Annotated in this window: 19 protein-coding genes; 14 read left to right on the top strand and 5 right to left on the bottom strand. The window is 56.1% G+C overall.

What is annotated here, in order from left to right:
- Positions 1 to 3: 3 nt before the first annotated feature.
- Positions 4 to 531: a DUF3515 domain-containing protein gene (locus tag DYI20_RS00590; protein WP_233242773.1), complete on the bottom strand. Its 528-nt coding sequence runs from the start codon at positions 529 to 531 to the stop codon at positions 4 to 6.
- Between the two features lie 164 nt (positions 532 to 695).
- On the opposite strand from DYI20_RS00590, the gene DYI20_RS00585 reads away from it, so the two are divergent.
- The 3 genes from DYI20_RS00585 to DYI20_RS00575 are packed head-to-tail and all read left to right on the top strand — an operon-like array spanning position 696 to position 4,607.
- Complete coding sequence (locus tag DYI20_RS00585; protein ID WP_110099455.1) at positions 696 to 1,763, top strand: DAK2 domain-containing protein; 1,068 nt, start codon at positions 696 to 698, stop codon at positions 1,761 to 1,763.
- Positions 1,744 to 3,975: an ATP-dependent DNA helicase RecG gene (locus DYI20_RS00580; RefSeq protein WP_208392077.1), complete on the top strand. Its 2,232-nt coding sequence runs from the start codon at positions 1,744 to 1,746 to the stop codon at positions 3,973 to 3,975. The genes DYI20_RS00585 and DYI20_RS00580 overlap by 20 nt, the downstream gene beginning before the upstream one ends.
- Before the next feature lie 26 nt (positions 3,976 to 4,001).
- Positions 4,002 to 4,607 carry an RsmD family RNA methyltransferase gene (locus tag DYI20_RS00575; RefSeq protein ID WP_110100334.1) on the top strand — a complete coding sequence of 202 codons (606 nt, stop codon included), beginning with the start codon at positions 4,002 to 4,004 and terminating at the stop codon, positions 4,605 to 4,607.
- Between the two features lie 26 nt (positions 4,608 to 4,633).
- On the opposite strand, the gene DYI20_RS00570 is transcribed toward DYI20_RS00575, so the two are convergent.
- Positions 4,634 to 5,920: an aminotransferase class I/II-fold pyridoxal phosphate-dependent enzyme gene (locus DYI20_RS00570; RefSeq protein ID WP_110100335.1), complete on the bottom strand. Its 1,287-nt coding sequence runs from the start codon at positions 5,918 to 5,920 to the stop codon at positions 4,634 to 4,636.
- Between the two features lie 22 nt (positions 5,921 to 5,942).
- Here DYI20_RS00570 and coaD point away from each other — a divergent pair, with 22 nt between their 5' ends.
- Positions 5,943 to 6,422 carry a pantetheine-phosphate adenylyltransferase gene (coaD, locus tag DYI20_RS00565; protein WP_110100336.1) on the top strand — a complete coding sequence of 160 codons (480 nt, stop codon included), beginning with the start codon at positions 5,943 to 5,945 and terminating at the stop codon, positions 6,420 to 6,422.
- Positions 6,423 to 6,454: 32 nt separating this feature from the next.
- Here coaD and DYI20_RS00560 read toward each other — a convergent pair whose 3' ends face one another.
- From DYI20_RS00560 to DYI20_RS00550, 3 genes are all read right to left on the bottom strand, one after another.
- Positions 6,455 to 7,651, bottom strand: a complete 1,197-nt coding sequence (locus DYI20_RS00560; protein ID WP_110100337.1) for a hypothetical protein — start codon at positions 7,649 to 7,651, stop codon at positions 6,455 to 6,457.
- A 169-nt stretch (positions 7,652 to 7,820) separates the two neighbouring features.
- Positions 7,821 to 9,647 (bottom strand): acyltransferase family protein, encoded by a 1,827-nt coding sequence (locus DYI20_RS00555; RefSeq protein WP_233242806.1) that lies wholly within the window; start codon positions 9,645 to 9,647, stop codon positions 7,821 to 7,823.
- Positions 9,617 to 9,910, bottom strand: a complete 294-nt coding sequence (locus DYI20_RS00550; RefSeq protein WP_110099461.1) for a hypothetical protein — start codon at positions 9,908 to 9,910, stop codon at positions 9,617 to 9,619. Before DYI20_RS00550 ends, DYI20_RS00555 begins: the two co-directional genes overlap by 31 nt.
- Positions 9,911 to 10,268: 358 nt before the next feature.
- On the opposite strand from DYI20_RS00550, the gene DYI20_RS00545 reads away from it, so the two are divergent.
- The 10 genes from DYI20_RS00545 to DYI20_RS00500 all read left to right on the top strand — a co-directional run bounded on the left by DYI20_RS00545 (position 10,269) and on the right by DYI20_RS00500 (position 25,544).
- Positions 10,269 to 10,895, top strand: coding sequence for a YceD family protein (locus DYI20_RS00545; protein ID WP_110100339.1), 627 nt, complete (start codon positions 10,269 to 10,271; stop codon positions 10,893 to 10,895).
- A gap of 2 nt (positions 10,896 to 10,897) precedes the next feature.
- On the top strand, positions 10,898 to 11,101 hold the full coding sequence (rpmF, locus tag DYI20_RS00540) for a 50S ribosomal protein L32 (RefSeq protein WP_110099463.1): 204 nt from the start codon (positions 10,898 to 10,900) through the stop codon (positions 11,099 to 11,101).
- A gap of 6 nt (positions 11,102 to 11,107) precedes the next feature.
- A complete protein-coding gene (gene rnc / locus DYI20_RS00535) occupies positions 11,108 to 11,797 on the top strand; it encodes a ribonuclease III (RefSeq protein ID WP_110099464.1) in 690 nt (229 codons plus the stop codon).
- Positions 11,790 to 12,719: a bifunctional DNA-formamidopyrimidine glycosylase/DNA-(apurinic or apyrimidinic site) lyase gene (gene mutM / locus DYI20_RS00530; protein ID WP_110100341.1), complete on the top strand. Its 930-nt coding sequence runs from the start codon at positions 11,790 to 11,792 to the stop codon at positions 12,717 to 12,719. Before rnc ends, mutM begins: the two co-directional genes overlap by 8 nt.
- Before the next feature lie 182 nt (positions 12,720 to 12,901).
- Entirely contained in the window at positions 12,902 to 14,011 is a 1,110-nt protein-coding gene (locus DYI20_RS00525) for an LCP family protein (protein WP_110099466.1), read from the top strand.
- Positions 14,012 to 14,074: 63 nt separating this feature from the next.
- A complete protein-coding gene (locus tag DYI20_RS00520) occupies positions 14,075 to 17,053 on the top strand; it encodes a glycosyltransferase (protein WP_158278428.1) in 2,979 nt (992 codons plus the stop codon).
- A gap of 120 nt (positions 17,054 to 17,173) precedes the next feature.
- Entirely contained in the window at positions 17,174 to 18,424 is a 1,251-nt protein-coding gene (gene wecC / locus DYI20_RS00515; protein WP_110099468.1) for a UDP-N-acetyl-D-mannosamine dehydrogenase, read from the top strand.
- 139 nt (positions 18,425 to 18,563) lie between these two features.
- Positions 18,564 to 19,556, top strand: a complete 993-nt coding sequence (gene galE / locus DYI20_RS00510) for a UDP-glucose 4-epimerase GalE (RefSeq protein WP_110099469.1) — start codon at positions 18,564 to 18,566, stop codon at positions 19,554 to 19,556.
- A 3-nt stretch (positions 19,557 to 19,559) separates the two neighbouring features.
- The gene (locus DYI20_RS00505) at positions 19,560 to 21,179 is read left to right on the top strand and encodes a heparinase II/III domain-containing protein (RefSeq protein WP_110099470.1); all 1,620 of its coding nucleotides are present in this window, start codon (positions 19,560 to 19,562) and stop codon (positions 21,177 to 21,179) included.
- Positions 21,180 to 21,206: 27 nt separating this feature from the next.
- A complete protein-coding gene (locus DYI20_RS00500) occupies positions 21,207 to 25,544 on the top strand; it encodes a glycosyltransferase (protein WP_110099471.1) in 4,338 nt (1,445 codons plus the stop codon).
- Positions 25,545 to 25,616 lie beyond the last annotated feature (72 nt).

The following is a 25,616-nucleotide window of genomic DNA, read 5'->3' as shown; positions in this document are numbered from 1 at the left end:
TGGTTACTGCTGTTCCAGCGGGCTGGTCTCGGGTATTGGTTCCACGGTCTCCACATCCGAGGTGGTGCATTGCCCGAAGGACTCAACGCGTGAGACCGCATCGGCCAGGTCCACCATGACCGAGGAGGAGGCCACCGCATCGGCGGTGAAGACTACCTCCATGGCCGGGTCCCGCCCGTAGGTGGTCAGACGCCAGGCTTGGTCTTCTTCTTGGGTAATCCAATCGACGCCGTTGGCTTCCACACAATGTTCGGTGGTGGGGCCGGGGACCGGCACACCACACCGAAAGATCACAGTGGCGGGGTCTCCCCAGGCGGCAGTTGATTGGGAGTCAGTCCGACGACGTTCCTGGCCGGCAACTTCATCGGGCAGCGCCACCATGGCTTCAGCGCATTCCGGGTTGGTGGCATCCTCGGCCACCTCAATACCGGCCACCGTGGCACTGCACCCGGTAGCAACAACGCTCAGCGCACCGGCGAGCAAGCCCCACATCGCAACGCGATGTCGCAGGTGATGATCATGACCAAACATAATCTCCAGCGTATGCCACGAGTGGACCATTCCAGCCAATATTGAGTGTTCGCATAGCAATTAGGCCCATGAATCGATAGGGTAAAGACGCATGGAATCGCCGGAGAAAGACCGGGCCGATGACCAGCGCTGAGCGATGTTGTCACCACGAACGGAATCAGGGCATGAGCACAGAGAGTTTCACCACGCAGGTGCAGACGACGTCTCATGCCATCCGTGACGTATTGCGCTGGCTCAAACTCTCTGAATCAGCCCTGGGTAACGCCAGTGATCGGCTGAACGCCATTAATATTTTTCCCGTCGCCGATGGGGATACCGGCTCCAATATGTATGCCACCATCTCCGCCTCCCGGGTAGCGTTGATGGCCCATGTGGAAAGCCTCAGCGACGACCAGCAAGCCACCATGACCGTCGGTGACTGCCTGGGCGTGGCCGGACGGGCCGCCTTGGATCATGCCCACGGCAATTCTGGCACGCTGATTGCGGTGATTATCAATGCGATGGCCCCACCTCTGGACGGTGCCAGCCGACTGAGCGCACCGTTATTCCTTGCCGGCCTCCAACGAGCCCGCACCGCTGCGTGGGCCGCGTTATCAGACCCTCAAGAAGGCACCATGCTCTCGGTCCTCGAGGCCGCCACCCAGGCCGCACAGACCGGTCTGCAGGAACTGAACTATGCCGAAGAGGACCGCCGGCATTCTCGCAAAACCCTGGAAGTCGTGGTCAACAGCGTGGTTGAGGCAGCCTGGCGATCGGCCGTGGAGACCGAGCACCAGCTCCATGAACTCACCAAAGCTCACGTGGTAGATGCCGGAGGAATGGGACTGCTACTGGTCCTGGACGCGTTACGCGCCTCCGTGCGAGGCCAGCGCCTCGACCCCGATATCTTAGACTCGCTCAATGGTTTCCACCCGCAATACCCACACGTGCACCAAGACATGGACGTCGAGGAAGGCTTCGAAGTGATGTGCTCGCTGGAGCTAACCCCCCTGGATGCAGCGACCTTGCGCTTTGGTCTGGATGAGATCGGCGACTCGGTGATCATGTCGCCGATGACCATGTCCGAAGACCAAGCCGGCACCGTGCGCTGGCGGCTACACGTCCACGTCCCAGAATCGGAACAGGCCCTGGACCTCATCCGGAGAGTGGGAGAGCCCGAAAACCTCACCATCACCGCACTGCACGAGATCGACGACGAACACTGTCACACCCATGACGACCACCAGCATTAACCACCCGCTCCACCTGGGACTGGATCGACTGCTGGGCCCCCAGACCGCCGGCCGGATCGCGACCGAACTGAACATTACCACCACCGGGGCCCTGCTGGATTACTTTCCGCGCCGCTGGATCGAACGTGGTGAACTGACCCCCATTTCCTCGTTGCCGGTCGGGGAACACGTCACCGTCGTGGCCAAAGTCCTGTCGGTGACCAAACGCCAGATGCGCTCGCGCAAAGGCTTCATTGTCGAGGTGGTGGTCACCGACCAAGCCGATGATTCGATGATGTCGATGGCATTTTTCAATGGCTGGGACGCGCTGAAACGCCTCAGCGCTGGAGCGCACGCTATCTTCCACGGCAAAACCAGCCTGTACCGCCACCAGCTGACCCTGAATAACCCGGAATTCTCAATCCTGTCGACCGGCTACGAGGATGTGGACACCGCCAACGCGACCCTCACCGCCGCCGATTTAGCCCCGGTGCCGGTCTATCCCGCCACGGCCAAGCTACCGACCTGGACGATTCGCACCTGCATCGAGATGGTGTTGGACGCCATCAATTGGGATGTCATCGAAGATCCTGTTCCCGCCGAGTTGCTGGTGACCCAAGGCAACCTGCCCCACCTGGGGGAGGCGTACACCATGATTCATCGGCCCGAGACCATCGACGAGGCTCACCGCGCCCGTCGCCGGTTTGCGCTCCAAGAAGCGGTCATCCTCCAAACCCTGCTGGCCCAACGTCGGACCGCATACGGCACCGACCGGACGGCAACCGCCTACCCGGTGCGTAAGCACGGAATCCGGACCGCATTGGATGAGCACCTGCCGTTTAGCCTCACTGCCGGACAGCGCGAAGCCGGCGACCAGCTAGCCGCCGAGCTGAACTCCACCACCGCCATGTCGCGTCTGCTCCAAGGCGAAGTCGGCTCGGGGAAAACCCTGGTGGCTCTGCGGGCCATGGCCCAGGTGGTGGACTCGGGAGCCCAAGCCGTGCTAGTGGCCCCAACCGAGGTGTTGGCCACCCAGCACTATCAATCCATCACGACGACGCTGGGCCCGCTGGCCACCGCCGGGCAATTGAGCTCCTACACCGGCCCAGCTACCGAAGTTGTCCTGTTGACCGGGTCGATGACGACCGCGCAGACAAAACAGGCGTTGCTCAAGATCGCCTCCGGCCAAGCCGGCATCGTGATTGGCACCCACGCACTGTTTTCTGACCAGGTCTCCTTTGCTGAGCTGGGACTGATTGTCATCGATGAGCAACACCGCTTCGGAGTAGACCAGCGCGAGACGTTGCGTGAAGACCACCCCGGGGCCCACATGCTGGTCATGACCGCCACGCCCATCCCACGCTCGGTGGCGATGACCGTCTTCGGTGATCTGAACATCACGTTGCTCCACGGATTACCCTCGGGCCGGCAACCGGTTGAAACTCATGTGGCACGGATGGCCCACGGCCCTCAGATTATTGGCAGAGTCTGGGAAATTATCGCCGAAGAGGTCGCTGCCGGACATCAAGCCTTTATCGTCTGCCCCAAAATCGATCCGCCGGACCCCGCCGAGCAACCAGCCAGTACGGAACTGGCCGACCCCGCACATGCGGCCAGTGTGACCGAGATGGTGCACAAGCTTCCGCAGGTCTCGGTCTTTGACCGCCAGCAGGTGCGCTTCGGTATGGTGCACGGCCGACAGGACGCCGACACCCAGCGAGCGGTGATGCAACAGCTGGTCGCCGGGGAGATTGACGTGCTGGTCTCGACTACCGTGATTGAAGTCGGGGTTGACATTCCCAACGCCACGGTCATGGCCATCCTTGATGCCGAGTCCTTCGGACTCTCCACCCTGCACCAACTCCGCGGACGGGTGGGACGTGGTCGCGCTGCCGCCCGGTGTTTTTTGGCAACCCGATTGCCGGATCACCATCCCTCCCTGGATCGGCTCGCGGTGCTGGCCGAAACCCAAGACGGTTTCGAGATCGCCCGGGCCGATGTCGAACAACGTGGCGAAGGCGATGTCCTTGGAGCAAGCCAACACGGCTACTCCTCTCGCCTGCGCGTGTTGCGGGTGATCCGTGACGAGGACTTGATCGTGGCCGCTAACAACTGGATTGCCCCCACCCTGGAGCGTGACCCCACTCTGGAACACCACCCGGCCTTGGCACACGCGGTAGACGTCTGGGATGATGAGCACGCCGAGGGATCGGCGTACCTGGTCAAGAACTAGCCACCGTCACCGGGGAGGAGCCACCTGTGAACCGAATTATCGCCGGGGCCGCCGGCGGGTTGCGTCTGAAAACCCTGGCCGGTGACCACACCCGCCCCAGCGCCGCCCGGACCAAAGAAGCGGTGTTCTCCTGGTTGGAGACCAAAGGTTGGTTGGACAACACCCGGGTCTTGGACCTGTTTGCTGGCTCAGGTGCTTTGGGTGCCGAAGCTGCCTCCCGGGGAGCCCAACAGGTCATCTCGGTTGACAACCACCGCCAGGCTGTCGCCGTGGCACGAGACAATGCCCAAGCCGTCAACCGGGCCTTGGGTGGGTCCCGGAAGGTCATCACGGTGCGTCAGGCCACCGTGGAAAAATTCTTGCCCTTGCTAGCCACCCGGCTGGCGGGGGAGAAGAACGCGCACGGAGATTTTGACCTGGCCCTAGCCGACCCGCCGTACCCGATCGAAGGCGAGAAGCTCGATCAGGTGCTGGCTCTGATCTTTCCGGCCCTGGTGGTCGACGGACTGCTGGTCTTGGAACGGTCGGCGCGCTCGCAGCCCCCGCGCTTTCCGGCCGCCACCGAGATCATCGACACCAGAACCTACGGAGAATCGGCGGTGTTCTACGTGCGAAAAGTACCCCGGGACTAGCGATCGACCACCAGACTATCGCCGCGTCACCGGCCATCAGGCAGGCGTTCGAGCCGCTGTAGCGCCTGGTCCATCACCGTTGGAGACTTGCAGAAGGCCAGCCGCATCCAAGACCCGAACCGCTTGAGCGCGTTGTCGGTGGAACAGAATGACGACACCGGGATGCCAGCAATACCCGGATCCTTGACCAGCTCGCGAGCCGCGGTGGCTGCATCGGTGACACCCAGCGGAGCCAGATCGACCACCACAAAATAGCCGGCATCCGGTACGACCGGATCCAGTCCAGCCGAGCGGAGCGCGGTCACCAACCGGTCGCGTTGGGCACCAAATTCGGCGCGTTGGGATGCGAGGAAGGGATCCAGTCGGTCCGGAGCATCCAGGGCCTCCGCAACGGCCATTTGGTATGCCGGACCCGAAGAATACGTCAGAAACTGTTTGACCGCGCGAATAGCGGAGACCACCGGTGCATCGGCCAACAGCCACCCGACCTTCCAGCCGGTCAACGAGAGCATTTTTCCTGCAGACGACACGGTGATGATTTTGGAGTATCCCTGGGCACCGTGGGCGTAGATAGCAGCCGAGCGGTGTTCACCGGTGTACATCAGCGTTTCGTAGACCTCATCGGAGAGCAACCACACATTGTGCCGGGCACAGATCTCCACGATCTGCGCCAGCGTGGCGGCATCGACTGAGCGACCTGACGGGTTATGCGGCGTATTGAGGATGACCATCCGTGTCGCATCGGTGATGGCCTGTTCTAATGCCTCTGGGCTGGGCTGAAAATCGGGGGCGTGCAGGGGAACCGGAACATCGCGGGCTCCCGCCAGACCGATGATGGCGCCGTAGGAGTCATATGAGGGCTCAAAGGTGATGACTTCGTCTCCGGGGTTCACGAAGGCCAGAATGCTAGCGGCCAGAGCTTCCGTCGCCCCGGTGGTCACCAGAATATTTGAGGCAGGATCCCACTCCACCTCGGTGCTACGACGGTAATAGTTAGCTAGCGCTTGCCGTAATGACTCAAACCCGGTACCGGCAGCGTACTGGTTAGCCCCGGGGTAGGTGGCGCTACCTGCGGCGATGATCTCCCCGGCACGGGCGCGGATAAACTCTGGTCCGTCTTGATCAGGGAACCCTTGCCCCAGATTGACCGCCTCATACTCACGTGCGGCCGTGGTCATCTCCTCAAAGATCGTGGGAGCCGGTACACCGTCGGTGAGTAAGCCGGCACCGGTAGCTACGGCTTGCCATGGGCCGGGAGGAAATTCGGTGACGCTGGATTGCGGGATGACTGTTGGGTCTTGTGCGTTGTCCATAGATCCATAGTAAGTTCGAGATATGCAACGTGCAGTATGCCCCGGCTCCTTTGACCCAGTCCATAAAGGCCATATCGAGATCATTGCGCGCGCAACCTTCATCTTCGACGAGGTTGTCATTGCGGTATCCACCAACCCGCAGAAGAAGTACCTGTTCAGTCTCGAGCAACGTCTGGACATGATTGAGCAAACCGTCTCATCACTCAGCGGTGTCTCGGTGGTGCCGATGGAGACCGGGCTGATCGCCGAGGTCTGCCGCCAGCAAGGGGCGAATGCGCTGGTCAAGGGCATTCGTAATCCCACGGACGTGGAATACGAAACTCCGATGGCGACCTTTAACCGCCACCTTTCCGGGGTAGAAACTGTGTTCCTGCCTGCCGATGCCCGGTACCAGCATGTCTCGTCCACGCTGGTGAAGGAAATCGCCAGTTTGGGTGGAGACATCTCCGAATTTGTTCCCCATGCTGTCGCCCAGGGGCTCTCCGAACAATTCGGTCGCTAAGACGCGACCGAAGCAGTTGATAAGTCCACTGCCTAGCGACCGCGCTTCGAATGCGAGTCACGTCCGCGACGCAGACGCGAGACCACGCCCCTAACCTTTTTCTTCAACAAGGCATAGCGCTTGTCGCGTGCCAATTTTGACTCGAATTGACGCCGTTCCTTGGGATCCAAGGTGTCCAGAAATTGGGAATGAAAGTAGGCCACGACATCTAGTTCGACATCGCGAGTCTTCCCGTAAGTCGCAAACTTGTGCATGCTGGGCCCCGGGGCGGTGTTGACCTCGAGTACTCGGGCAGTGGTGGGGTCGTTGATGTCTGTCACGAGGAGATCAATGCCGGCGACCTCTAACTCAGGAATGCTGTGTGCTGCTTTGACAGCTATCTGCTTGATCCCTGGATGGATGATGTCGGTAATGTCAACGATGCTCGACCCGTACCGAAGCACGATATACGGATTGATGATGACAATCTCGTCTCGGGCCGGGACGGAAGTCTTGCGATAGCCACGAGCCTCGAGGAATTTCCACCGTGCCGTGGCAGGGTTTCTCTTCCAATAGGCGTGGTTCTTCAAGCGCTGTCGAGACGCCTTTATGAGCTCGACGAGGTTGGACTTCCCGTCGCCGACCACGAACGGCTGAAGCCGTGCCGCGGCGGCCACCACAGTATCTCCGGTCACGTAGGCGCGCACATCCATACCTGCAACGAATTCTTCGACGAGGATCTTTGAGCCTTCACGTGCGTGGGTTAGAGCCTCATTCCAGGCTTTTTCGAGTTGCTCCAGTGTCTCAACTCCAAGGCTCACACCATGTGAGCCGGCGGCATCCGAGGGTTTGACCACAAAGGGACCAGGTGCGCTCTGGATTAACTCACAGGCCCGAGGCATTTCGTCATGATCGAAGGCTTGACCGCGAGGGACCTGAACGCCGTTATTCTCCAGATACTGTCGGGTGAGATCTTTACTGCGACAGATGGCGTTAACACTCTCGGGGTGACGGTACACCAGCGATTTGCGCATCAGAAGCCTGAGGCGGTCGTTGGGTGACATAATGCGACGTTTGGGAAACTTTGAGGTTTCCCCCGGAATGTCTTCGAAGCGCCAGCCCAATGAGATGAATTCATTTTCAATCTGGTCCGGTGCCGGATTGATTTTCTCCAGCGAGTTCACAGAAAGTCCCGGTTCGAGAATCTGAGCTCGGATAAAGTTCTTGACACTCTGGTAGCTCTCGCTCAACTCATCCCTCCATTGAGATGCTGATTGATATCGGACATGGCCGTGCTGGGGTCTCGTAGATCCGCAGGCCCTCGTATAGATCGCCGATACGGCTCCGGAACTGGTACTGCAAGGTGGTTTATTAAAGCCACCGAGTATTCTAACCTCACCAGCGTCGTTGCTCAGCGTTTTATCGGAGCAGGTGAGGGAAGGTGTCTTGCATTTGTTCTTCGATGACGGGTGCGAGCGATTGGGAGAACGGGCGAGTGAGGTGGTTGCTATCGAAAGTCACAAGAATATTCCCGACAACAGCGTCGCACCGTGATGCCGATTCATCGTGAATGGCCGGGCACACCGCATCGGTGAGGTCGATGTGCTGAACGCCGTCAGGTAGTTCGATGCTGTTCAGGGGGTTCGGTTGGTGCAGTGCTAGGGCTGAGGGCCCACACTCATGAGGGCTTCCGCCTTCGGCCAAACAAGATGGAAGATCGTGTTCAGAACGTGGTGTCCCCCGAATCAAAAGAAGCTCCGTATCCGTTGCGGTGATTCGCTCCCACCACTCCTCAGCTCGGTCAGGGATGTTTTCCCGATCTTCCTCGGCCTCGTGGCGGGTTCCGGGGGCGACGACAAGGTCAACGTCGTTGTTGTTGAGCCAGCCGATGAAGTTGTTGTTCCATGCGGTGCACATATCTCCCGGTTGATTCGCAGATCCGCTGAATACGCAGCCTGGTTTTAGGACGATGAGAACTTCCCAGTCATACTTGCGGGCCAAGGTTTTAAAGGCGTCTTCCAAGTGTCCGGCGTGTGATCCTCCGGCCAGCACCACGGTCGCAGTCGGCGACTCAGGTGCTTCCTCGTCGTCGCAGACAAGGACCTCGTCTGTTCCTGGGTTGTTTCCCATTTTTTGCGTGCAATTCCTGAAATGGTATGCGGCTCGGTAGTCCGCGGCGTCTTCGGGCTGTGGAAACACGTCTGCGTCGGGAGGTTCCTCATCTTGAAGCTCGACCGCGGCACCGGGGTAGACAGCTGGGTCGAGGTCACCGAAGGCTTGGTCTAGGTCGGCGCGGGATGGTGCAAGTTGGGTGGTCAATACGGCCAGCGTGACGAGACTGGCAGCACCGGTAAGCACTGTGGGCTTATTACGCAACAGGCCGTGGGACTGTGGTTTTCCGCCGTGATGCTGTAGGGGCCGTTCCACGAACCGGTGCGTGAGCATTGCCAGGAATAAGGACGCGAGGAGAATGAGGGTGGCACCTCGTATCCCAACAGCTTCGCGATCTCGTATCTGCAGGTAGTAGAACAGTAGTGGCCAGTGCCAGAGGTAGAGGGCATAGGCGTGGTCGGCGACCCAGCCAAAGGGACGGGACGACAATAGTCGAGTTGCCGTGTACGAAGGGTCGTGGTTGCCTCCGTCAGGTCCGGCGGAGATCAGAACGAGAACGAGCCCGAGTAGTGGCCAAAGAGCCCACGGACCAGGAAACAGTTGCGCACCGTCAAGGACGAACCCACAGGAGACGATCAGGGCGACACCCACCCAACTCCCAACGGGCCGAAGCATGCGGGGCAAACGCAACGTGCTGATGAACAAGGCCAGGAGAGCCCCGAAGGCTAGTTGCCAGGCTCTGGTCTCAGTCATCAGGTAGGCCTCGGCTTGGTTGTAACTCCCAACGTAGATGGCGTAGGTAAACGATGCGAGGAAGATAAGCGTCGAGATAATGGCGAGAACGAGTGGGGCCGAGCTCCTGATTGCTCGCGCTACCAAGACTGCGATGACCGTGATGAGAGGCCAGATGAGATAGAACTGACCTTGGACGGCTAACGACCAGAAATGCTGAAACGGGGAGGTCTCGGGCCCGGCGGCTCCGTACGCCAGCTGGGAGTTGATCAGCTCGAAATTTTCGAAATAAAGTAGCGAGGCTCGAGCTTCAGCCCACAATTGGCGATGACCGGTTGCCGGCATCACCAACAATCCCACACCAAGGGTGATCAAGGCGACCAATGCGGCAGGGACGAAAATGCGTCGGAATAAGCGTCCGAAGTAGTTCCAGAGATTGATGCGCCCACCTTGGCGGTGGCTTCTCGCAAAAGCATTCCGGTGGAGAGGAACCCCGAAACAGCAAGGAAGATATCAATGCCCCCGGAAATCCTGCCGGCCCCAAAGAGATGAAAGAGGACCACACCAGCGAGAGCGAGACCTCTGATGCCGTGTAGTTCCGGGAGGTACCGGCGTTCTGGCATCCCCCGAGATAAGATTGCGTTGCGCTGGGTCGTGGAGTTCATTTTGCGGTCCGTTTCATTCGGTATTTCTTCAAGGTGTGTGTTTCACTCGGTGAGCATGAGCGATTGTACCTTCAATGTGACGGGAAGCCATACGGAAAATAGAGAAGAAAGGCATAATAGCGGCAAAAGCCATAGGACACCGTCTATTGCGTGAACCCAAGCCGTACCAGATGCTTTCCTCCGCTCTAAAGCTTATGGCCTAATTTTGGTATCGAGATTTCACGGTGTATTCTGTAGGTTTGGCTCGGTGGTTGTTCTTCAGGGGAAGAATCGCTCTGAGATGGCTACCAATAAGAGATGTCCTCAGTAACGAGGGTCCTGATTTACCCATGAGACGGTGATAGGAGGTCCGATAAGCATGGCGAACCTAGAAAAGAATTCTGTGGCTGGTGCTTTCGTGCCCTCTGACTCTGCGTGGGTTTTGAACGTTAAGAACCTCAACGGTGTTGCTGGATCTTCTGAACCGGTTCAACGACAGGTCGTGGCACCCGAGGGAATGGAAACGCCTATAGCCCGAGTAGAGCCGGGCTCTGTGATCGAGTTGGATCTCAGGATGGATTCCTTGCACGAAGGAATTTTGGTTTCCGGGGACGTCAACGCGGAACTTCGTGGTGAGTGCTCACGTTGCCTGGACCCTTTGTCGCAGGACCTGAACGTGAGCATTAGCGAGCTGTACCAGTACGTGCCAGATCCGGAACTTGATCCGGAAGAGCAACGTCTGATCGTCAATGATGCGATTGATATTGGGCTACCAGTCATTGACGCAGTGTTGTCTGCTTTTCCTTTCAAACCGGTATGCAAACCTGACTGTCAGGGCCTGTGCGATCAATGTGGCGTACGTCTTGACGAAGTCGATGAGGATCACCACCATGAGCAGCTTGACCCACGGTGGGCTGCACTCGCGGCGTTATCATCAGCGGAACAAACTGATGCTGACGCTACAATAGATAACCAGACCCAGACCCAAGAACCAGAAGAGAGATAACCATGGCTGTTCCTAAGGGAAAAAAGTCTCGCGCCAACACCCGCATGCGTCGTTCGCAGTGGAAGGCCCAGGCGCCTGAGCTTGTTAAGACCGTTGAAAACGGCAAAGTAACCTACCGTATGCCACACCAGGCTAACGTTGTGACCGACTCTGCTGGTACCCCGCTCTTCTACGAGTACAAGGGCCGCAAAGTCGCCGATATTTAGTCTTTGATGACTGAAGATCTTACGAAGCATCTCGGAGTCCACCTAGGCTCCGAGATGCTTCGTCTTGCATTAACCCACCGTTCTTATGCCTTTGAGAAGGGTGGGTTGCCGACGAACGAACGTCTAGAATTTCTCGGCGACGCAGTCCTGCAGATTATTGTGACCGATCATCTTTACCGTGCATTCCCTGATGAGGATGAGTCACAACTTGCCAAAAAGAGATCATCGATTGTCTCCACGGTGGCCTTAGCACGAGTTGGGCGAAGCATTGGGGTTGGGCAACACATTTTGCTCGGTGAAGGTGAAACTCGCACCGGGGGCGCAGATAAGGACTCCATCCTTGCGGACACCATGGAAGCCTTGATTGGAGCAACTTACCTGGAAGAAGGACACCAGGCTGCCCGAGGTTTGGTTCACCGTTATGTCATTCCTCTTCTTGATGACGACTACGTGATGGGCATCGGTCGCGACTGGAAGACTCTGGTCCAGATGGAGGCCGACTCGGCAAGTTTGGCGCCCGTCGAGTATCGACTCAGCTCGCGAGGTCCCGACCACGCACGAGAGTTCACCGCAGAACTCTATGTTGCCGAGAAAAAATACGGTGTAGGCCAAGCCGGTAGCAAAAAGGAGGCCGAACGGCTGGCTGCGTGGGACGGATACGACGCCCTGCAGAAAGACATTGCCCAGAATGCCTGAACTTCCGGAAGTTGAAGTGGTGCGGCGGGGGCTATCGCGCTGGATCACGAACCAACAGGTCCTTGACGTTGAGGTGCTTGATCCAAGGTCAGTTCGACGGCACCGGCAAGGTCCGATTGACTTCGTGACCTCGTTGCGTCAGGCGGAGCTCGAGCAACCTCAACGGCGAGGCAAGTATCTGTGGATTCCGTTACACCATTCCCCAACCGAGCAGAAATCTCCGACAGCGCTAGTCGTCCATCTGGGGATGAGCGGGCAGATCTTGTTGAGTCATCACAGCGCACCGGCTCCTCACCATCTGCGCATCAGATTGCGCTTGGACAGTGCATCCGGTCACGGACAGGCACCGACTGAGTTACGGTTCGTGGATCAACGGATCTTCGGAGGTCTCTATCTTGATCGACTTGTTCCCACCGCGGATGAGCCCGATGAGCTGATCCCGACGACGGTGACTCATATCGGACGAGACCCTTTGGATAACCATTTTGACGTAGACCACATCTATCAGGTGCTGAGCAAGAAGCAGACCGCAATTAAACGGGCGCTTCTGGATCAGAACCTGGTTTCCGGTATCGGAAATATCTATGCGGATGAAGCGCTGTGGCGGGCAAAAATACACTATAACCGGCCATGTAACCGGTTGAGCCGCAAACAAGTGCGAACGCTTTATCAGTGTGTACAGAAGGTTATGGAACAGGCCCTGAAAGAAGGCGGAACGAGTTTCGACGCTCTTTATGTCAACGTCAACGGCGAATCTGGGTATTTTGATCGCTCGTTAAACGCCTACCATCAGGAGGGCACGTATTGTCGTCGTTGCCTAGCCGAAGGGTACGACACTCTTATTCGCCGTGATAAGTTCATGAATCGGTCCTCGTATTACTGTCCGAGGTGTCAACGAAAGCCACGCACAACGCAACGGTAACTTGGAAATGGGTAGATTCGGATTTCTGATATACGATACTCGGAGTAGATTGTTACCCACTATGACGTTATCAGCGTACGGTATCGCGAAGACTCCACGTAGACTTCACGGGCTCGTTGCTGGCTTGTTGTTAACGCTTACCTGTTGCACTACCACAGCAGAGATGAAAGGAAGGACGCCGTATGGCTGAGTCCTCTCGGATCTATGCGCCCCGGCGCGTTAGTCGAGTCGCCACCCGCCCTCATGGCATTATCTTCTCCGTCATCGTCGCTGTGGTTTTGATTGTGGTGTCCGTCGTCGCCAGTACTTCGGTGTACGCGCGTACACTTATTTCGAACGTCAATGAGCGAACTCAGACCATCGATAGTGGTATTGATACCACTCGACCGGTAATGGATGATGGCGAACTGAATTTGCTCTTGCTGGGTAGTGACCAACGACCGGAAGATAAAGAAGCCGGCGAAGATGGCGCGCGCACAGACACGATCATGTTTGTGCACATACCGGATGGTCACGAAGAAGTGTATGTGATGTCCATCATGCGCGACTTATGGGTCGAGATCCCAGGGTATGGCATGGGCAAGATCAACGGTGCATATGAAGAAGGGGGGTTCCCTCTGGTCGTTGACACTGTGGAAGGACTCGTCGGCTCGGACATCGATCACATTGCCATTATCGACTTTGAAGGATTCCGTGATGTCACCGAAGCGCTTGGCGGTGTGGAAGTCGACAACGAACAGGCATTTTCATCGGGTATCCGAAACCCCTCGTTCTTCCCCGAGGGCAAAATCAAAGTTTCCGGCACCGATGCGTTGCGGTTTGTACGGGAACGCCACGCGTTCAACGATGGTGATTACCAGCGTGTAAAAAACCAACAGCTGTTCCTCGAAGGTCTGGTGGATCAACTCTTGGCACGCGATGTTTTGACAAATCCAGGAACACTCAGCGATGTCATTACGACCCTGAGCCCGTATCTGTCGGTAGACGACGGCCTTGATGCCGAAACTATGCTGAACTACGGGCTGTCGATGTCTAACATTCGCTCCTCCGATATTAAGATGTTCACAATTCCGAATGCTGGCGCCGATATCACCTCAGGCGGGGCAGCGATTGTGCGACAAGACGAGGCCGCCACTGATCGCATGCGAGAGGCGTTACGCTCTGGCACCATGGATGAGTTCTTAGAAGAATACGACGCAGAACAAAATCCCGACGGTAGCAACCAACCAGAATCGACTTCCCCAGCGAACCCGCCAGAACCGTCTGCTGTGGAATCCGGGGTACAGGGATAGTGTGACTCGACGCCTGGTTCCCGCGCACGCCGCAACTATTCGATGCTCTATGGAATGTGTTTGATGACTGCTAGCAATCCCGAGCCGGTGAAAATTCTCCTCGTCACGCATTCGTATTGGCCTGAGCAAACTCCACCACAGCGACGGTGGCAGAACTTCATCAAGTTCTTACGAGGTTTTGGGTGCGAGGTAGCTGTTCTGACTCAGGGAGTTGCTGATCACCCGAGTGAAGAACTGGGACCAGCAGGAGAACGCATTATTCGAACTGGGGTGACCCACCGCACGAAGCACTCTCGGTGGGCTCGTCTGCTGGAGAGCACGATACACGCCGCGGAGTTTATTCCTTTGGCCCGAAGATTTTCCGACGTCGACATCGTGATTGCCACCGTACCTGCCTTGCCGAATTTAGTATCTGGTCGCGTTATCTCCAAACTGCTGAAAAAACCGTTCGTCGTCGAGATGCGCGATGCATGGCCCGATCTTCTCACCGAAGCGAATGTTGGCGGAAAAGTGGTTTCCGAATCTGCGTCACAGGTCGTGACCTGGCTTCAGCGATCGGCAGACCTGCTCATCACCGTTACTCAAGGATTTGCTCAGACATTGCGAGAGCGCGGAATGACAAACGTTGCCACTATTCGAAATGGCGTGAGTGTTTCAGCTGAGGCTCTGCTACCGTCGAGGTCACGCGAACCAGGGGAGCTACACGTCCTGTATTTGGGAAATCATGGAGAATCGCAGAATCTTGCCCTAGTGTTGCAGGCAGTCGCGTTAGCACAACGCCAGAATTCCCGGATCCAGTTGCGATTTGTTGGTCAGGGCACTCAAAAACACCTTCTGATTAAAACCAACCGGTCGTTAGGGTCACCGGCGGAGCTTTACGACGCCGTGCCGTCGCACCGCGCTACCGAACATTATCAATGGGCCGATACATGTGTTGTGAGTCTTCGACCAGACTGGCAGAGCTTCAGACACACTGTTCCTTCCAAACTCTACGAATTACTGGCAACGGGAAAACATATCACCGGTTTGGTACAAGGAGAGGCAGCGCAGACACTGCGCGTTGCCGGACATCAGCCACTCGGCGAGCTTACTGCCGACCAATTGGCCTCCTATTGGCTGGAGCTTGCGAAGAACCCAGATTCTACTGCTCAGAATATTGCATCCCACCGGTGGGCTGCCGACAACATTTCTCTCGATGTCGAGGCCTCCCGGCTCTCTGCGCTGCTAGGTCACCTGCTCCAGGCACGAAAGGGCTCTTTAGCAACGAACACGGCCAATGCGTCACCATCATGGAACAGAACCCCTCAGCTTCTTCGCAATTTCCAGCTTGCGGCCCAAACCGCAAGAGACCATATCGGACAAGACCCTGCGTTATTTGCCTTGCAAGTAGCGCGACGGTTGCCGACGTCGATTTCTGAGCCTGTCGCCAGCGTTGCGTCCAAGATCCACGGCGGACCACTTGATGTTGTCGGGGCTCTGGGGGCAGCCATACGTGGGAACTCCGAAAGCTTACGAGAAGAATTGTGTAGAGCCGTGGAAGCACGTGCAGGCTCCCGTAAAGTTCTCGAGCTGGTCAACCTGCTCACCAGCAGTGGAGACACCGAGGCGGCCGAATGGGGGTTGGCCAGAGTGCGCCCCGGAGGCAAGGGCTACCGCCTCGCACGGTCACGGATCCAGTGGAATAAAGGCAACATGACCGCTGCTGTCGAAGGGCTGAAAACCTCGGGGAAAGAAGGCTGGAAGCGCAAAGGGTACCGGTCACAGTTGAGAACCTTCCAAGGAGAGCGTCCCCAACTAGCAAGGGTGCCGGACTATCACCCCGAACAAGGTGCCATTCTCCACGTGCTGACTAATTCGTTGCCATATACCGGTTCGGGATATGCACAACGATCACACTCCATCTTGCGAGCCTTGCAATCTCGGGGATGGAACGTGAGCGCCGCAACTCGCATGGGATGGCCTGTGGTGACCGGAGGGCTGACAGCCCCGGCCGTCAATCATCTTGATGGCATCGACTACCACCGGCTGATTCCAAGGCGCCTGCACACTGATGCTGAAAAACGTGAGCAACAGTATGCTGAGATGTTGCTCACTCATGCCCTCAAGGTTAAGCCGGCTTTGTTGCACACCACCTCACATTGGAATAACGCTAACGCCGTGCGTGCCGTTGCAGAAGCTTTGGATATTCCATGGGTGTATGAAGTCCGAGGGTTACTTGCCGATACGTGGGCGTCAACACGTGGTGCGGAAGCCTACCGGTCTGAGTATTACCGGTTGTTTACACAGCGGGAACAGGAATCTGTGCTGGCCGCTGACGGCGTGGTGACACTCGGGAAGCAAATGCGAGCCAAACTCGAAGAATTCGATCGCGATAGTGCAGACATCGTCCTGACACCAAATGCAATCGGGGGCGAGTTCCTCAAGGAACCCCGGTCCACTCAGGAAGCGCGCGAGGCCTTGGGGCTGCCGCGTGACCTGGAACTTGTGGGGACGGTCAGTTCATTGGTTCCGTACGAAGGACTCGATACTGTCGTGCGTGCCGTTGCTCACCTGGCCCCGAGCAGGCCTCGGCTACGGATGCTCCTTGTCGGAGATGGTACCGCCCGCCCCAGCTTGCTCCGTCTGGCCGAAGAGCTGGGACTAAGTGATCGACTGATTGCACCCGGCCGGGTGCAACGAGAAGAGTCGATACTGTATCACCAGGCCTTAGACGTGTTCGTCGTGCCCCGTATTGATTCGTCCGTCACCAGGACCGTCACTCCGATGAAATCGGTTGAGGCTTCCGCCAGTGGCAAGCCCGTTGTCGCCTCGGATCTTCCGGCTCTGTCGGAACTGGTCCATCACGGGGTGACCGGTATGTTGGTCCCGCCAGAGCATGACATTGAGTGGGCGCGCGTCCTGACGGATCTCTTGGATAACCCCACGCTACGACAAACTATCGGTCATGCCGGACGGTCGTGGGCGTTGCAGGAAAGAACCTGGAAGTCCAACGAAAGTCGCTACACTGAGCTGTATCAGAAGCTCACGGGGTACGTACCGTAGGTGTTGCGTTGTCACCTCATTGAAAATCCTGGGGTATACTTCCCCGGGGTGTACAGTGCCCCCGCACGGACCGCGGTGCTGTACTGAACCAAGTGCCGAAAGAAATCGAGGGATAATTCTATGTCGAATATTTCGACCGTGGCCGTCGTGGGGCTTGGCTACATTGGCCTTCCAACGGCTGCAATTCTGGCCGAGAACGGTGTGAAAGTCTTTGGCGTTGACGTCAATGAAAGAACGATTCAGGCGATTAACTCGGGAACTGTACCGTTCGTTGAGCCAGACCTCGAGGACTACGTCAAGCGAGCCGTTGATCAGGGCCTGCTGTCAGCTTCGGCAGAGACTCCGCAAGCTGATGCCTACATCGTGGCCGTACCCACCCCGTTCCACGATGACAAAACCCCGGACCTTTCCTATATTGAAGTAGCAGGTCGCAATATAGCTCCTCAGCTACAGGGCGATGAGCTGGTGATTCTGGAATCAACCTCACCTCCCGGGGCCACCGAACACTTGGCGGATGTGATTCACCAAGCCCGTCCAGATCTTCAAGACAAGGGCACACTGGAATTCGCTCACTGCCCAGAACGAGTGCTGCCCGGTAAGGTCATGGTCGAGCTGGTGACCAATGACCGGATCGTTGGTGGCTCGACACCGCACGCTGCTGAGCGCGCACGCGACCTTTACCGTAGCTTCTGCAAGGCAGAACTACTTTTGACCGATTTGCGCACGGCCGAGATGTCCAAACTGGTCGAAAACTCCTTCCGTGACGTCAACATTGCCTTCGCGAATGAGCTGTCTGTGATTTGTGACGAGCTGGGGATCAACGTCTGGGAAGTCATTGAACTGGCCAACCACCACCCGCGGGTTAACATCCTTCAGCCCGGCCCTGGCGTTGGTGGGCACTGCATTGCTGTGGACCCCTGGTTCATTGTCGCCGCTGCACCGGATTCGGCGAAGTTGATCCGCAACGCTCGCGAAATTAATGACGCGAAGCCAGATTGGGTCATCAAGCAGGTCAAGGCAGAAGCCTATGACGTTGAGAAAGAAACTGGCCGAGCTCCTGTCATTGCGGCGCTGGGTCTTGCCTTTAAGCCCAATATCGATGACCTGCGAGAGTCGCCGGCCATGCGAATCACTGAGCAAATGGCACGCGAGCTTTCCAGCTCCAAGATCCTCGCGGTAGAACCCCACGTGAACGAGCTTCCCGCGAAATTGCAGGGTTTGCCCAACGTCGACTTCGCAAGCGTGGATGCCGCTGTTGAAGCAGCCGATATTGTCCTGTTGCTTGTTGACCACGCTGTCTTCGCCGATCTGCGTGACCGCGTGTCGGGCAAGCATGTGATTGATACTCGTGGGCAGTGGCGCGATAAATAACTGCATGTCGTCCTTGGACGCGGGAGGGCAACCAGAGAGGTTGACGGTTGCCCTCCTCGAAGTTTTTGGCGAATAAGATGTCGTCAGCAGAGACAGCCATATTTGACCGCATGGAGGACAAGGAGTCGAGGAGAGGGAAATGCGACTTTTAGTGACGGGCGGGGCCGGCTACATCGGTGGCCATTTCGTCTCCCGGGCTCTCGAGCTGGGAGCTTACGATATTGCCGTGGTCGATGACCTCTCCACGGGGCTTCAGAGGCGCGTGCCCTCGGATGTGCCGTTATATCAACTCGATCTGTCGGCCGATAAGGCTGTTGAGCAGCTCAGCAAGATTCTTTCGGACCATCAAATTGACGCCGTGGTGCATTTTGCGGCGAAGAAGGCTGTCAACGAGTCCGTCGAGCAACCCGAGATGTATTTTCGAAATAATATCGGTGGGCTCGTCAATCTGTTGAGTGCTATGAGAGACTCAGCCGTTCAGAAGATCGTTTTCTCTTCGTCCGCTTCGGTGTATGGACAACCATGCGAGTCGGAAGTGTTCGAAAACACTGCCTGTCATCCCATCAACTCCTATGGCCAGACCAAGCTCATCAACGAGCAATCTCTCCACAACGCGGAACGGGCGTGGGGGCTGTCCGCCGTGGCTTTACGCTATTTCAACGTCGCTGGCGCGACGAGTTCAGAACTTGCTGACACCACCACCACGAACCTCATGCCTGCTATCCGCAATATGCTGACGAGCCACGGTGTGGTTTCAGTCTACGGAGATGCCTATCCCACTCCTGACGGCACCTGCATTCGGGATTATGTGCATATAGAAGATCTTGTCGATGCACATATTGTCGCCCTTGACGCACTTGGCCAGCCGAATGCGACAGGGGTCTATACATATAACGTAGGCACAGGTATCGGAAGTAGTGTTCTGGATATCGTCCATGCATTCCAGAGAGTTCCAGGGGTTGACCTGGAGTATCAGATCGCGCCTCCACGCGATGGGGACGCGGCGACAGTAACTGCCAACGTCGATAAAATTCGCGAAGAACTGGGTTGGAAAGCATCTTACGGGGTCGAAGACATCGTTGAGTCCGTTGTTAAGCACCCTCCGTTGGCGACCGAACCGACAGAAGGGTGACAGATGACACTGGACTATTTATTTCCGAAACGCAACATGCTCGCCATGCGCGACGCGCGCTCGCGTTTTGTTGACCGTGACCTGATGACTATCCAACCACGACAGACCTTGCGACTTGAGGATGGTCAGGTGTGGCGTCACCGACGTACCCGTAGTCTGGCTCGGCAAATGCACGGTTGGCTTTTTTATTATTATCTTCGCCCGTTTCATATCGATTTAGACGATGCTATTGCGGAAAAGTTAATATGGCTACTCCATACCTGGCGTGACGTAGTGGGGTTACCTCCTTCCCGGATTCCAATGTCGTACCACGATGAGTCCACTGCTCAACGAACTATCGCGTTGTGCTGTCTGCTGGACGACTACGGTCCTTTGCTCAGCGCCTCGGATCAGACTTTCGTGAAGGACATTATTCGCGAAGGCGTTGATCTTTTGGTACAAGACGAATTCCATAGCGCCGGAACGAACCACGGGATGTTCCAGGACCTCGCCTTGATGCTCGCCAGTAGCTACATTGACGACAACGAAGGTTTATATGATTTAGCGTTCGGGCGATTGACTGCCTACTTCAAGAGCAGTTACACGGCCGAAGGAGTGCATAAGGAACAGTCCCCCGACTACCACGTCATCGTGAGTCGCCATCTGAAAGAATACAACCAATTACAAGGCCAGCAAGCGTCGACGACGGAACAATCCTTACGAGAAGTCTTCAAAGCCTCTGAAAGATACGCAATCGCAACCATCAGCCCCTTGGGCTCCTTTGCGCCTGTCAGCGACACCCCGCCTGGGCCGGTTCTTGGTAGAGGATATGGTCGGGTCTATAACTCGGACTCATATAGGTATGCGTTGACCCAAGGTGCACTTGGCACTCCGCCCGATTTCGACCGGTTCATTGCCGATGAAGCTGGTGTGGCAATATTTCGTGAAGACTGGCGAGATCTTGATTCTTTGTATCTGCATTTCGTAGCCGCTTATAACTCCGACTACCACAAACACAGCGATGAGCTGAGCGTATACCTCGTCTACAAAGGGCTCGAGATTCTCAGGGAAGCAGGCCCTAATGGGTACGAGATGTCTGATCCGTATACTATTTATGCTTTCTCTAGTTTCGCTCACAATACGCTTATCGTGGATGGCGAAGGACTACCTCGTATCGACCCCACAAAAATGGACAAGGTAGGGCTACAGCAAGTCGAGCAACAGGGGATGTTCGACGTCAAAGGCTTCAACCACCGCTACGAGGGCGTCAAGCATAGTCGCAGAGTGACCGTTCAACCACAAGACGATCAGCCGAATGATGCCAAACGCCACGTACGGATTATCGATACGATTGAGTCTGCTGATCTCCATCAGTACACGTTGCTATGGCATTTCGGACCCGATGTCAGAGCCAGGCCATCGGGCGATACCGTGGTCATCCAGAACGCGTCGAACGAAAATCTTGGGCACCTGAGATTACGTTCGGAAGGCGATCTCAAAATTGTTCAACGCCGAGGCGAAGAGACCCCTGATATTCAGGGCTGGTATTTTCCCAAGAATGGTGTTCATAAACCAGCGGACGTCCTTCAAGTGGAATTTTCCGCAGCGACTCGCGAAGTAACGACTGATATATACCTGTACTAAATAATTGTGGAGAGCTGAAAAGTTATTATGCTTGGTTTGTTCAGACGGTTTAGTCGTAAGCAACAGCTTGTTGTTGGTTTCTTTGGTTTGGTGGCGGTTGCTGCAACTGTCTTGGCATTTTTTATAGACCTGGCAATCTTGGTTGTTGCTCTATTCTGGCTATTGGCGCTCTTGGCATTCGTGATGGTTATGTTCCTCCGGCGCCTTAATGCAAAGGTCGTGCGCTTGACGAGAAACTCTGTTCGGCGCGCAGGTGATGTCCGAGGAAGGGTATTGCCGACAGCAGCCAGCAATCTCTCCTCGAAAGAATCCCTGGAAAGCCTGAGAGACCGGTTTCAGAAAAAGCCTACGGTGAAGAACGCATTGCCCTATGCAAATAAGGTCTTGAACGTCCAAGGGAACATCTCTGAAGCGAACAGTATCCTCGACAGTGTTCCAGAAAGCGCCGTGCTGGGCGATGGAGAGAAAAAATTTGTTCAGCGTGTTCGGTCCTTGCATAAGTTACTTGACAAGCCTGTCGAGCTACCTCAGAAGCACTATACGTGCAATTATTTGCCGGTTCAGAATCGGATTCTCTATGCGGTTGGCATTTCGCCCGTGTCCAATAGCAATGGCTACACGACCAGAACCCAGGGGATTGCACAGGGGCTCCAGTTGCAAGGCGCTGACGTCATTGTCGCCCCACTGCCTGGTAAACCGTGGGATAGGCGCCCGTCGACAGGCTTTAAAGTTCCTCAAGAAAAGCGTCGCTATCAGCAACAGATCAATGGTGTCCATTATGTTCACAACCCCGGACTCAAAAGCTGGGAAGGCGACATTGGCGTTTTCTTGCAAGTCAGCGCAGACGCTTACGTACGCGAGGCCATGATCGACAAGCCTGAGGTGATTGTGTCAGCGTCAAATTACCTCACTGCGCTTCCGGCCCTGATGGCTGCACGCCGACTCGGGGTGCCCTTTGTCTACGAAATGAGAGGCTTCTGGGAAGTCACAGCGGCGTCTAAGAACCCAGCGTGGGCCGGATCTGAAAAGTACGCACTTGACCGCCGGCTTGAGTTTCAAGTTGCCAGCGAGGCTGACCACGTCGTGGTCATCACAGAAGAAATGAAAGACGATCTTGTCGAACGTGGAGTCAACGGGGACAACATTTCCGTTGCTGCAAACTCGGTGGATATCGATAAGTTCTTTCCTCAAGGTAAAGATCTCCAACTGCTCAAGAAGCTCGGATTCTCCCAGCCTGAACTGCCTGTTGTTGGCTTCGCCGGTAGCGTCACCGAGTACGAAGGGCTTGATCTGGTGGTTGACGCACTCTCCGCTATTCAAGAAGAGGGAGATGAATTCAACTTCTTGGTCATTGGTGGTGGATCTTATCTGCCCGAACTCAAGAAACGTGTATCCGAGGCTGGTTTAGAACCTCGCACCAGGTACCTCGAGGGCATACCGAATGCCAACATGCCGACTTATCTGTCGAGCATCGACATTTTCCCGCTAGCCCGGAAATCGTTGCCAGTCACTGAGCTTGTTTCTCCGCTCAAGCCTTTGGAAGCTATGGCCGTGGGGCGTTCGGTGGTGTTGTCTGATGTCTCGCCACACAGAGCTTTCTACGGTACAGACGAAGATAAATCACGGGCTTTGAGCTTCGCGAAGGATAGTGTCCCTGAACTGAAGGAACAGTTGCACCGGCTCATCCGAAACCCGGAACTTAGAGACCAGCTCGGTGTACGCGCTCGTCGCTGGGTAAGAGAAAACCGCACGTGGAAGCAGACAGGTGAGATCTACTGGTCTGCGCTCCAAGAGCTTTTGAGAAGTCAATCGCAACTAGCGAAGAGCTCTTCTGAACGGCCGTTGGATTCCTACACCGTTGCCTTCATTGGTGATACGTTTACCTCCGAGACGTTCCTACCCGAGCTGACAGCGATTCGGGTCACGCCCGATGACTGGCGGGAACAGTTCGCTCACAACGACATTGATGCTGTCTTCATTGAGTCTGCCTGGCAGGGTAACGACAAAGCGTGGGAAGGCATCATCGGATATTACGACGACACGAGTCACGCGCCAATTGCTAACCTGATTGATCATGCCCAAGAACACGGCATTCCCGTGATGTTCTGGAATAAGGAAGATCCAGTTCATTACAACCGCTTTAAGCGTACGGCTGCTCGGTGTGACTACGTGTTTACTACTGATGCGCGCACGATTGTCGACTATAACGCTGAACCAGATAACCGCATTTCGGCCGTCGCGTCGGCGCCTTTCGCAGCTCAACCAATACTGCACAATCCGTTGCCGAGCACTCGTGAACGCGAAGACACCATTGCCTACGGTGGCACGTATTATGGCGACAAATATGCCACACGAAAGCAGGGCCTTGACTTTCTCTTCTACGAATCAGCTCCGTACGGGCTGGCTATCTATGAGCGGGTGCATAACGACCCGAATTCGCCCTATCGGCTTCCAGATCGCTTCCGTCGCTACGCTCGACAGAGTTTGAGCTACCCCGAGATGTGCCAGGCCTATAAAGCACACCCGATCCATCTCAACGGGAACTCTGTTGTGGATTCTCCCTCGATGTTTTCGCGCCGAGTTGTGGAGATTACTGCATCCGGGTCAAGCGTTCTTAGCTCGCCTGGTCGTGGTGTCGATGAAACTTTCGCGGGTACAGTCCCCACCGTTGAAAATCCCGACGAAGCCAATAGTGTCTTGAAACGCTGGAAATCGTCCGAGGAAGCCCGGCACAAGGATTTGTGGAAGGCCTTGCGACATGTTTACGAGGCCCACACGTGCGCCCATCGTTTGGTGTACATGATGCGCGTCGCTGGGTTCCTCGTAAGAGCTCCCAAGCTGCATCCCTTTGCCGTGGAGTGCTCGGCGAGTGATATCCCCGAGTTCGAGAAGCAGTCAGTACGTCCTGACATGTATTTGCTTGACGAAGAATTCGACGGTCAAGAAGTCGCTGGCCAAGTCGTTGTAGCGCCCACGGCACAGTCGAAGATGGACGCATTGCGCGAGTACGACATTCGACATGTCGTTAAGGCGGCCAATTCCATCGGGACCTTGAGCCGAAACGATGTGGAAGACCTTCTCAACGGCCTAACCTTCGGCGATTGGAAGGCCGTCGGAAAGCAGGCTGTGTCTTGGTCGCCGGGAAACCTATTTGTCCCCGTTGCCACGTGTTCGGCAGCCATCAACAGTAGGCTTGTTCTCTTCGAACGCGACACTTACGCGCAAATTTTAGAGGGTGAAACTCCTACTCTCGACGACGAGGACGTTTTCGCATGGCAGATTGTCAGAGACAAAAAAGAGCAAGTAGACTCAACGAAAACAGCAGTTACTACTAGTTCTGCTAGGAACGTTTCCCTCGCTGGTCCTGATGAGAGCTCGCAAACCGTCCTTATCGCTGGACACGATTTTAAGTTCTTTATCGAGATCATGAATGGTATCCAAAAGGCGGGCCACCGTGTCCGAATTGACCGATGGGGTGGCCATAGCATCCATGATGAACAACAAAGTCGACGTCTTCTCGATGGCGCTGACGTGATCTTTTGTGAGTGGTCGCTGGGCAATCTGGTGTGGTACAGCCAGAATAAGCTTCCGGGACAAAAACTCATCACGAGGGTGCATGCCCAGGAACTGAGAACGAAGTTTCTAGACCAAGCAATCCTCAAAAATGTTGATGCGTTTATTTTCGTCTCGCCGGTAGGGATGCGCAGGGCGCAGGTTCGCTATGGTATTCCGACGTCTAAGAGCTTCGTCATCGGCAATACGTTCGATATGGGCCGATTTCTCACCTATAGAAGCGAGATTAACCCGAAGAATATCGGCTTTGTCGGGTCTGTTCCGCAGTCCAAACGGTTCGATCGAGCTTTGGACATCATCGAGCAACTCGCATCTAAGGACCAAGAGTATAAGCTGATCGTCAAAGGGAAAGAATATACGGAGTATCCCTGGTTGCAGGATAGACCCGCAGAACAGGAGTACTTCCAGAGGGTTTATGAGCGGATCGAATCCTCACCGGTGTTAAAAGACGCTGTAGTATTTGATGGCCACAGTCCTGACCTTGCAGAATGGTATACCACCGTCCCCGGTTTCATTCTGTCGACGAGTGATCATGAAGGAACTCATCAGGTGGTTGCTGAAGGAGGGGCTGCGGGCTGTGTTCCGGTGATCCTACCTTGGGCTGGAGCAGAGCAAGTATATGGAACACGGTGGCTTGTTGACGATATCGACAGCGCTGTCCAGCGAATTCGGTCGCTGGCCGCAGATCCCCAGGCTCTGCTCGACGAGTCATATGCAGTTCGTGACTATATGCATAAGCATTTCCGTCCAGGAGTCATCTCAGGAAAAATCTTGCGGTTGATTGAGAGCTAAAACCCGTAAGGTCCCGCATATCTCTGCCCCTCCCAGTACATCGTTGGGAGGGGCAGAAGTGCGTTTAGGCTA

It is taken from the genome of Auritidibacter ignavus, assembly GCF_003703835.1.
Classification (GTDB): domain Bacteria; phylum Actinomycetota; class Actinomycetes; order Actinomycetales; family Micrococcaceae; genus Auritidibacter; species Auritidibacter ignavus.
The sequence above is the reverse complement of the archived record's forward strand: the minus strand, read 5'-3'. Positions and strand labels throughout refer to the sequence as shown.

Excerpts from the sequence above, each read along its gene's own strand:
- rpmF (WP_110099463.1), top strand. The coding sequence starts at position 10,898 with ATGGCTGTTCCTAAGGGAAAAAAGTCTCGCGCCAACACCCGCATGCGT.
- mutM (WP_110100341.1), top strand. The coding sequence starts at position 11,790 with ATGCCTGAACTTCCGGAAGTTGAAGTGGTGCGGCGGGGGCTATCGCGC.
- rnc (WP_110099464.1), top strand. The coding sequence starts at position 11,108 with ATGACTGAAGATCTTACGAAGCATCTCGGAGTCCACCTAGGCTCCGAG.
- DYI20_RS00525 (WP_110099466.1), top strand. The coding sequence starts at position 12,902 with ATGGCTGAGTCCTCTCGGATCTATGCGCCCCGGCGCGTTAGTCGAGTC.
- DYI20_RS00545 (WP_110100339.1), top strand. The coding sequence starts at position 10,269 with ATGGCGAACCTAGAAAAGAATTCTGTGGCTGGTGCTTTCGTGCCCTCT.
- DYI20_RS00550 (WP_110099461.1), bottom strand. The coding sequence starts at position 9,910 with ATGAACTCCACGACCCAGCGCAACGCAATCTTATCTCGGGGGATGCCA.
- DYI20_RS00580 (WP_208392077.1), top strand. The coding sequence starts at position 1,744 with ATGACGACCACCAGCATTAACCACCCGCTCCACCTGGGACTGGATCGA.
- DYI20_RS00590 (WP_233242773.1), bottom strand. The coding sequence starts at position 531 with ATGTTTGGTCATGATCATCACCTGCGACATCGCGTTGCGATGTGGGGC.
- coaD (WP_110100336.1), top strand. The coding sequence starts at position 5,943 with ATGCAACGTGCAGTATGCCCCGGCTCCTTTGACCCAGTCCATAAAGGC.
- DYI20_RS00570 (WP_110100335.1), bottom strand. The coding sequence starts at position 5,920 with ATGGACAACGCACAAGACCCAACAGTCATCCCGCAATCCAGCGTCACC.
- galE (WP_110099469.1), top strand. The coding sequence starts at position 18,564 with ATGCGACTTTTAGTGACGGGCGGGGCCGGCTACATCGGTGGCCATTTC.
- DYI20_RS00505 (WP_110099470.1), top strand. The coding sequence starts at position 19,560 with ATGACACTGGACTATTTATTTCCGAAACGCAACATGCTCGCCATGCGC.
- DYI20_RS00520 (WP_158278428.1), top strand. The coding sequence starts at position 14,075 with ATGACTGCTAGCAATCCCGAGCCGGTGAAAATTCTCCTCGTCACGCAT.
- DYI20_RS00500 (WP_110099471.1), top strand. The coding sequence starts at position 21,207 with ATGCTTGGTTTGTTCAGACGGTTTAGTCGTAAGCAACAGCTTGTTGTT.
- wecC (WP_110099468.1), top strand. The coding sequence starts at position 17,174 with ATGTCGAATATTTCGACCGTGGCCGTCGTGGGGCTTGGCTACATTGGC.
- DYI20_RS00585 (WP_110099455.1), top strand. The coding sequence starts at position 696 with ATGAGCACAGAGAGTTTCACCACGCAGGTGCAGACGACGTCTCATGCC.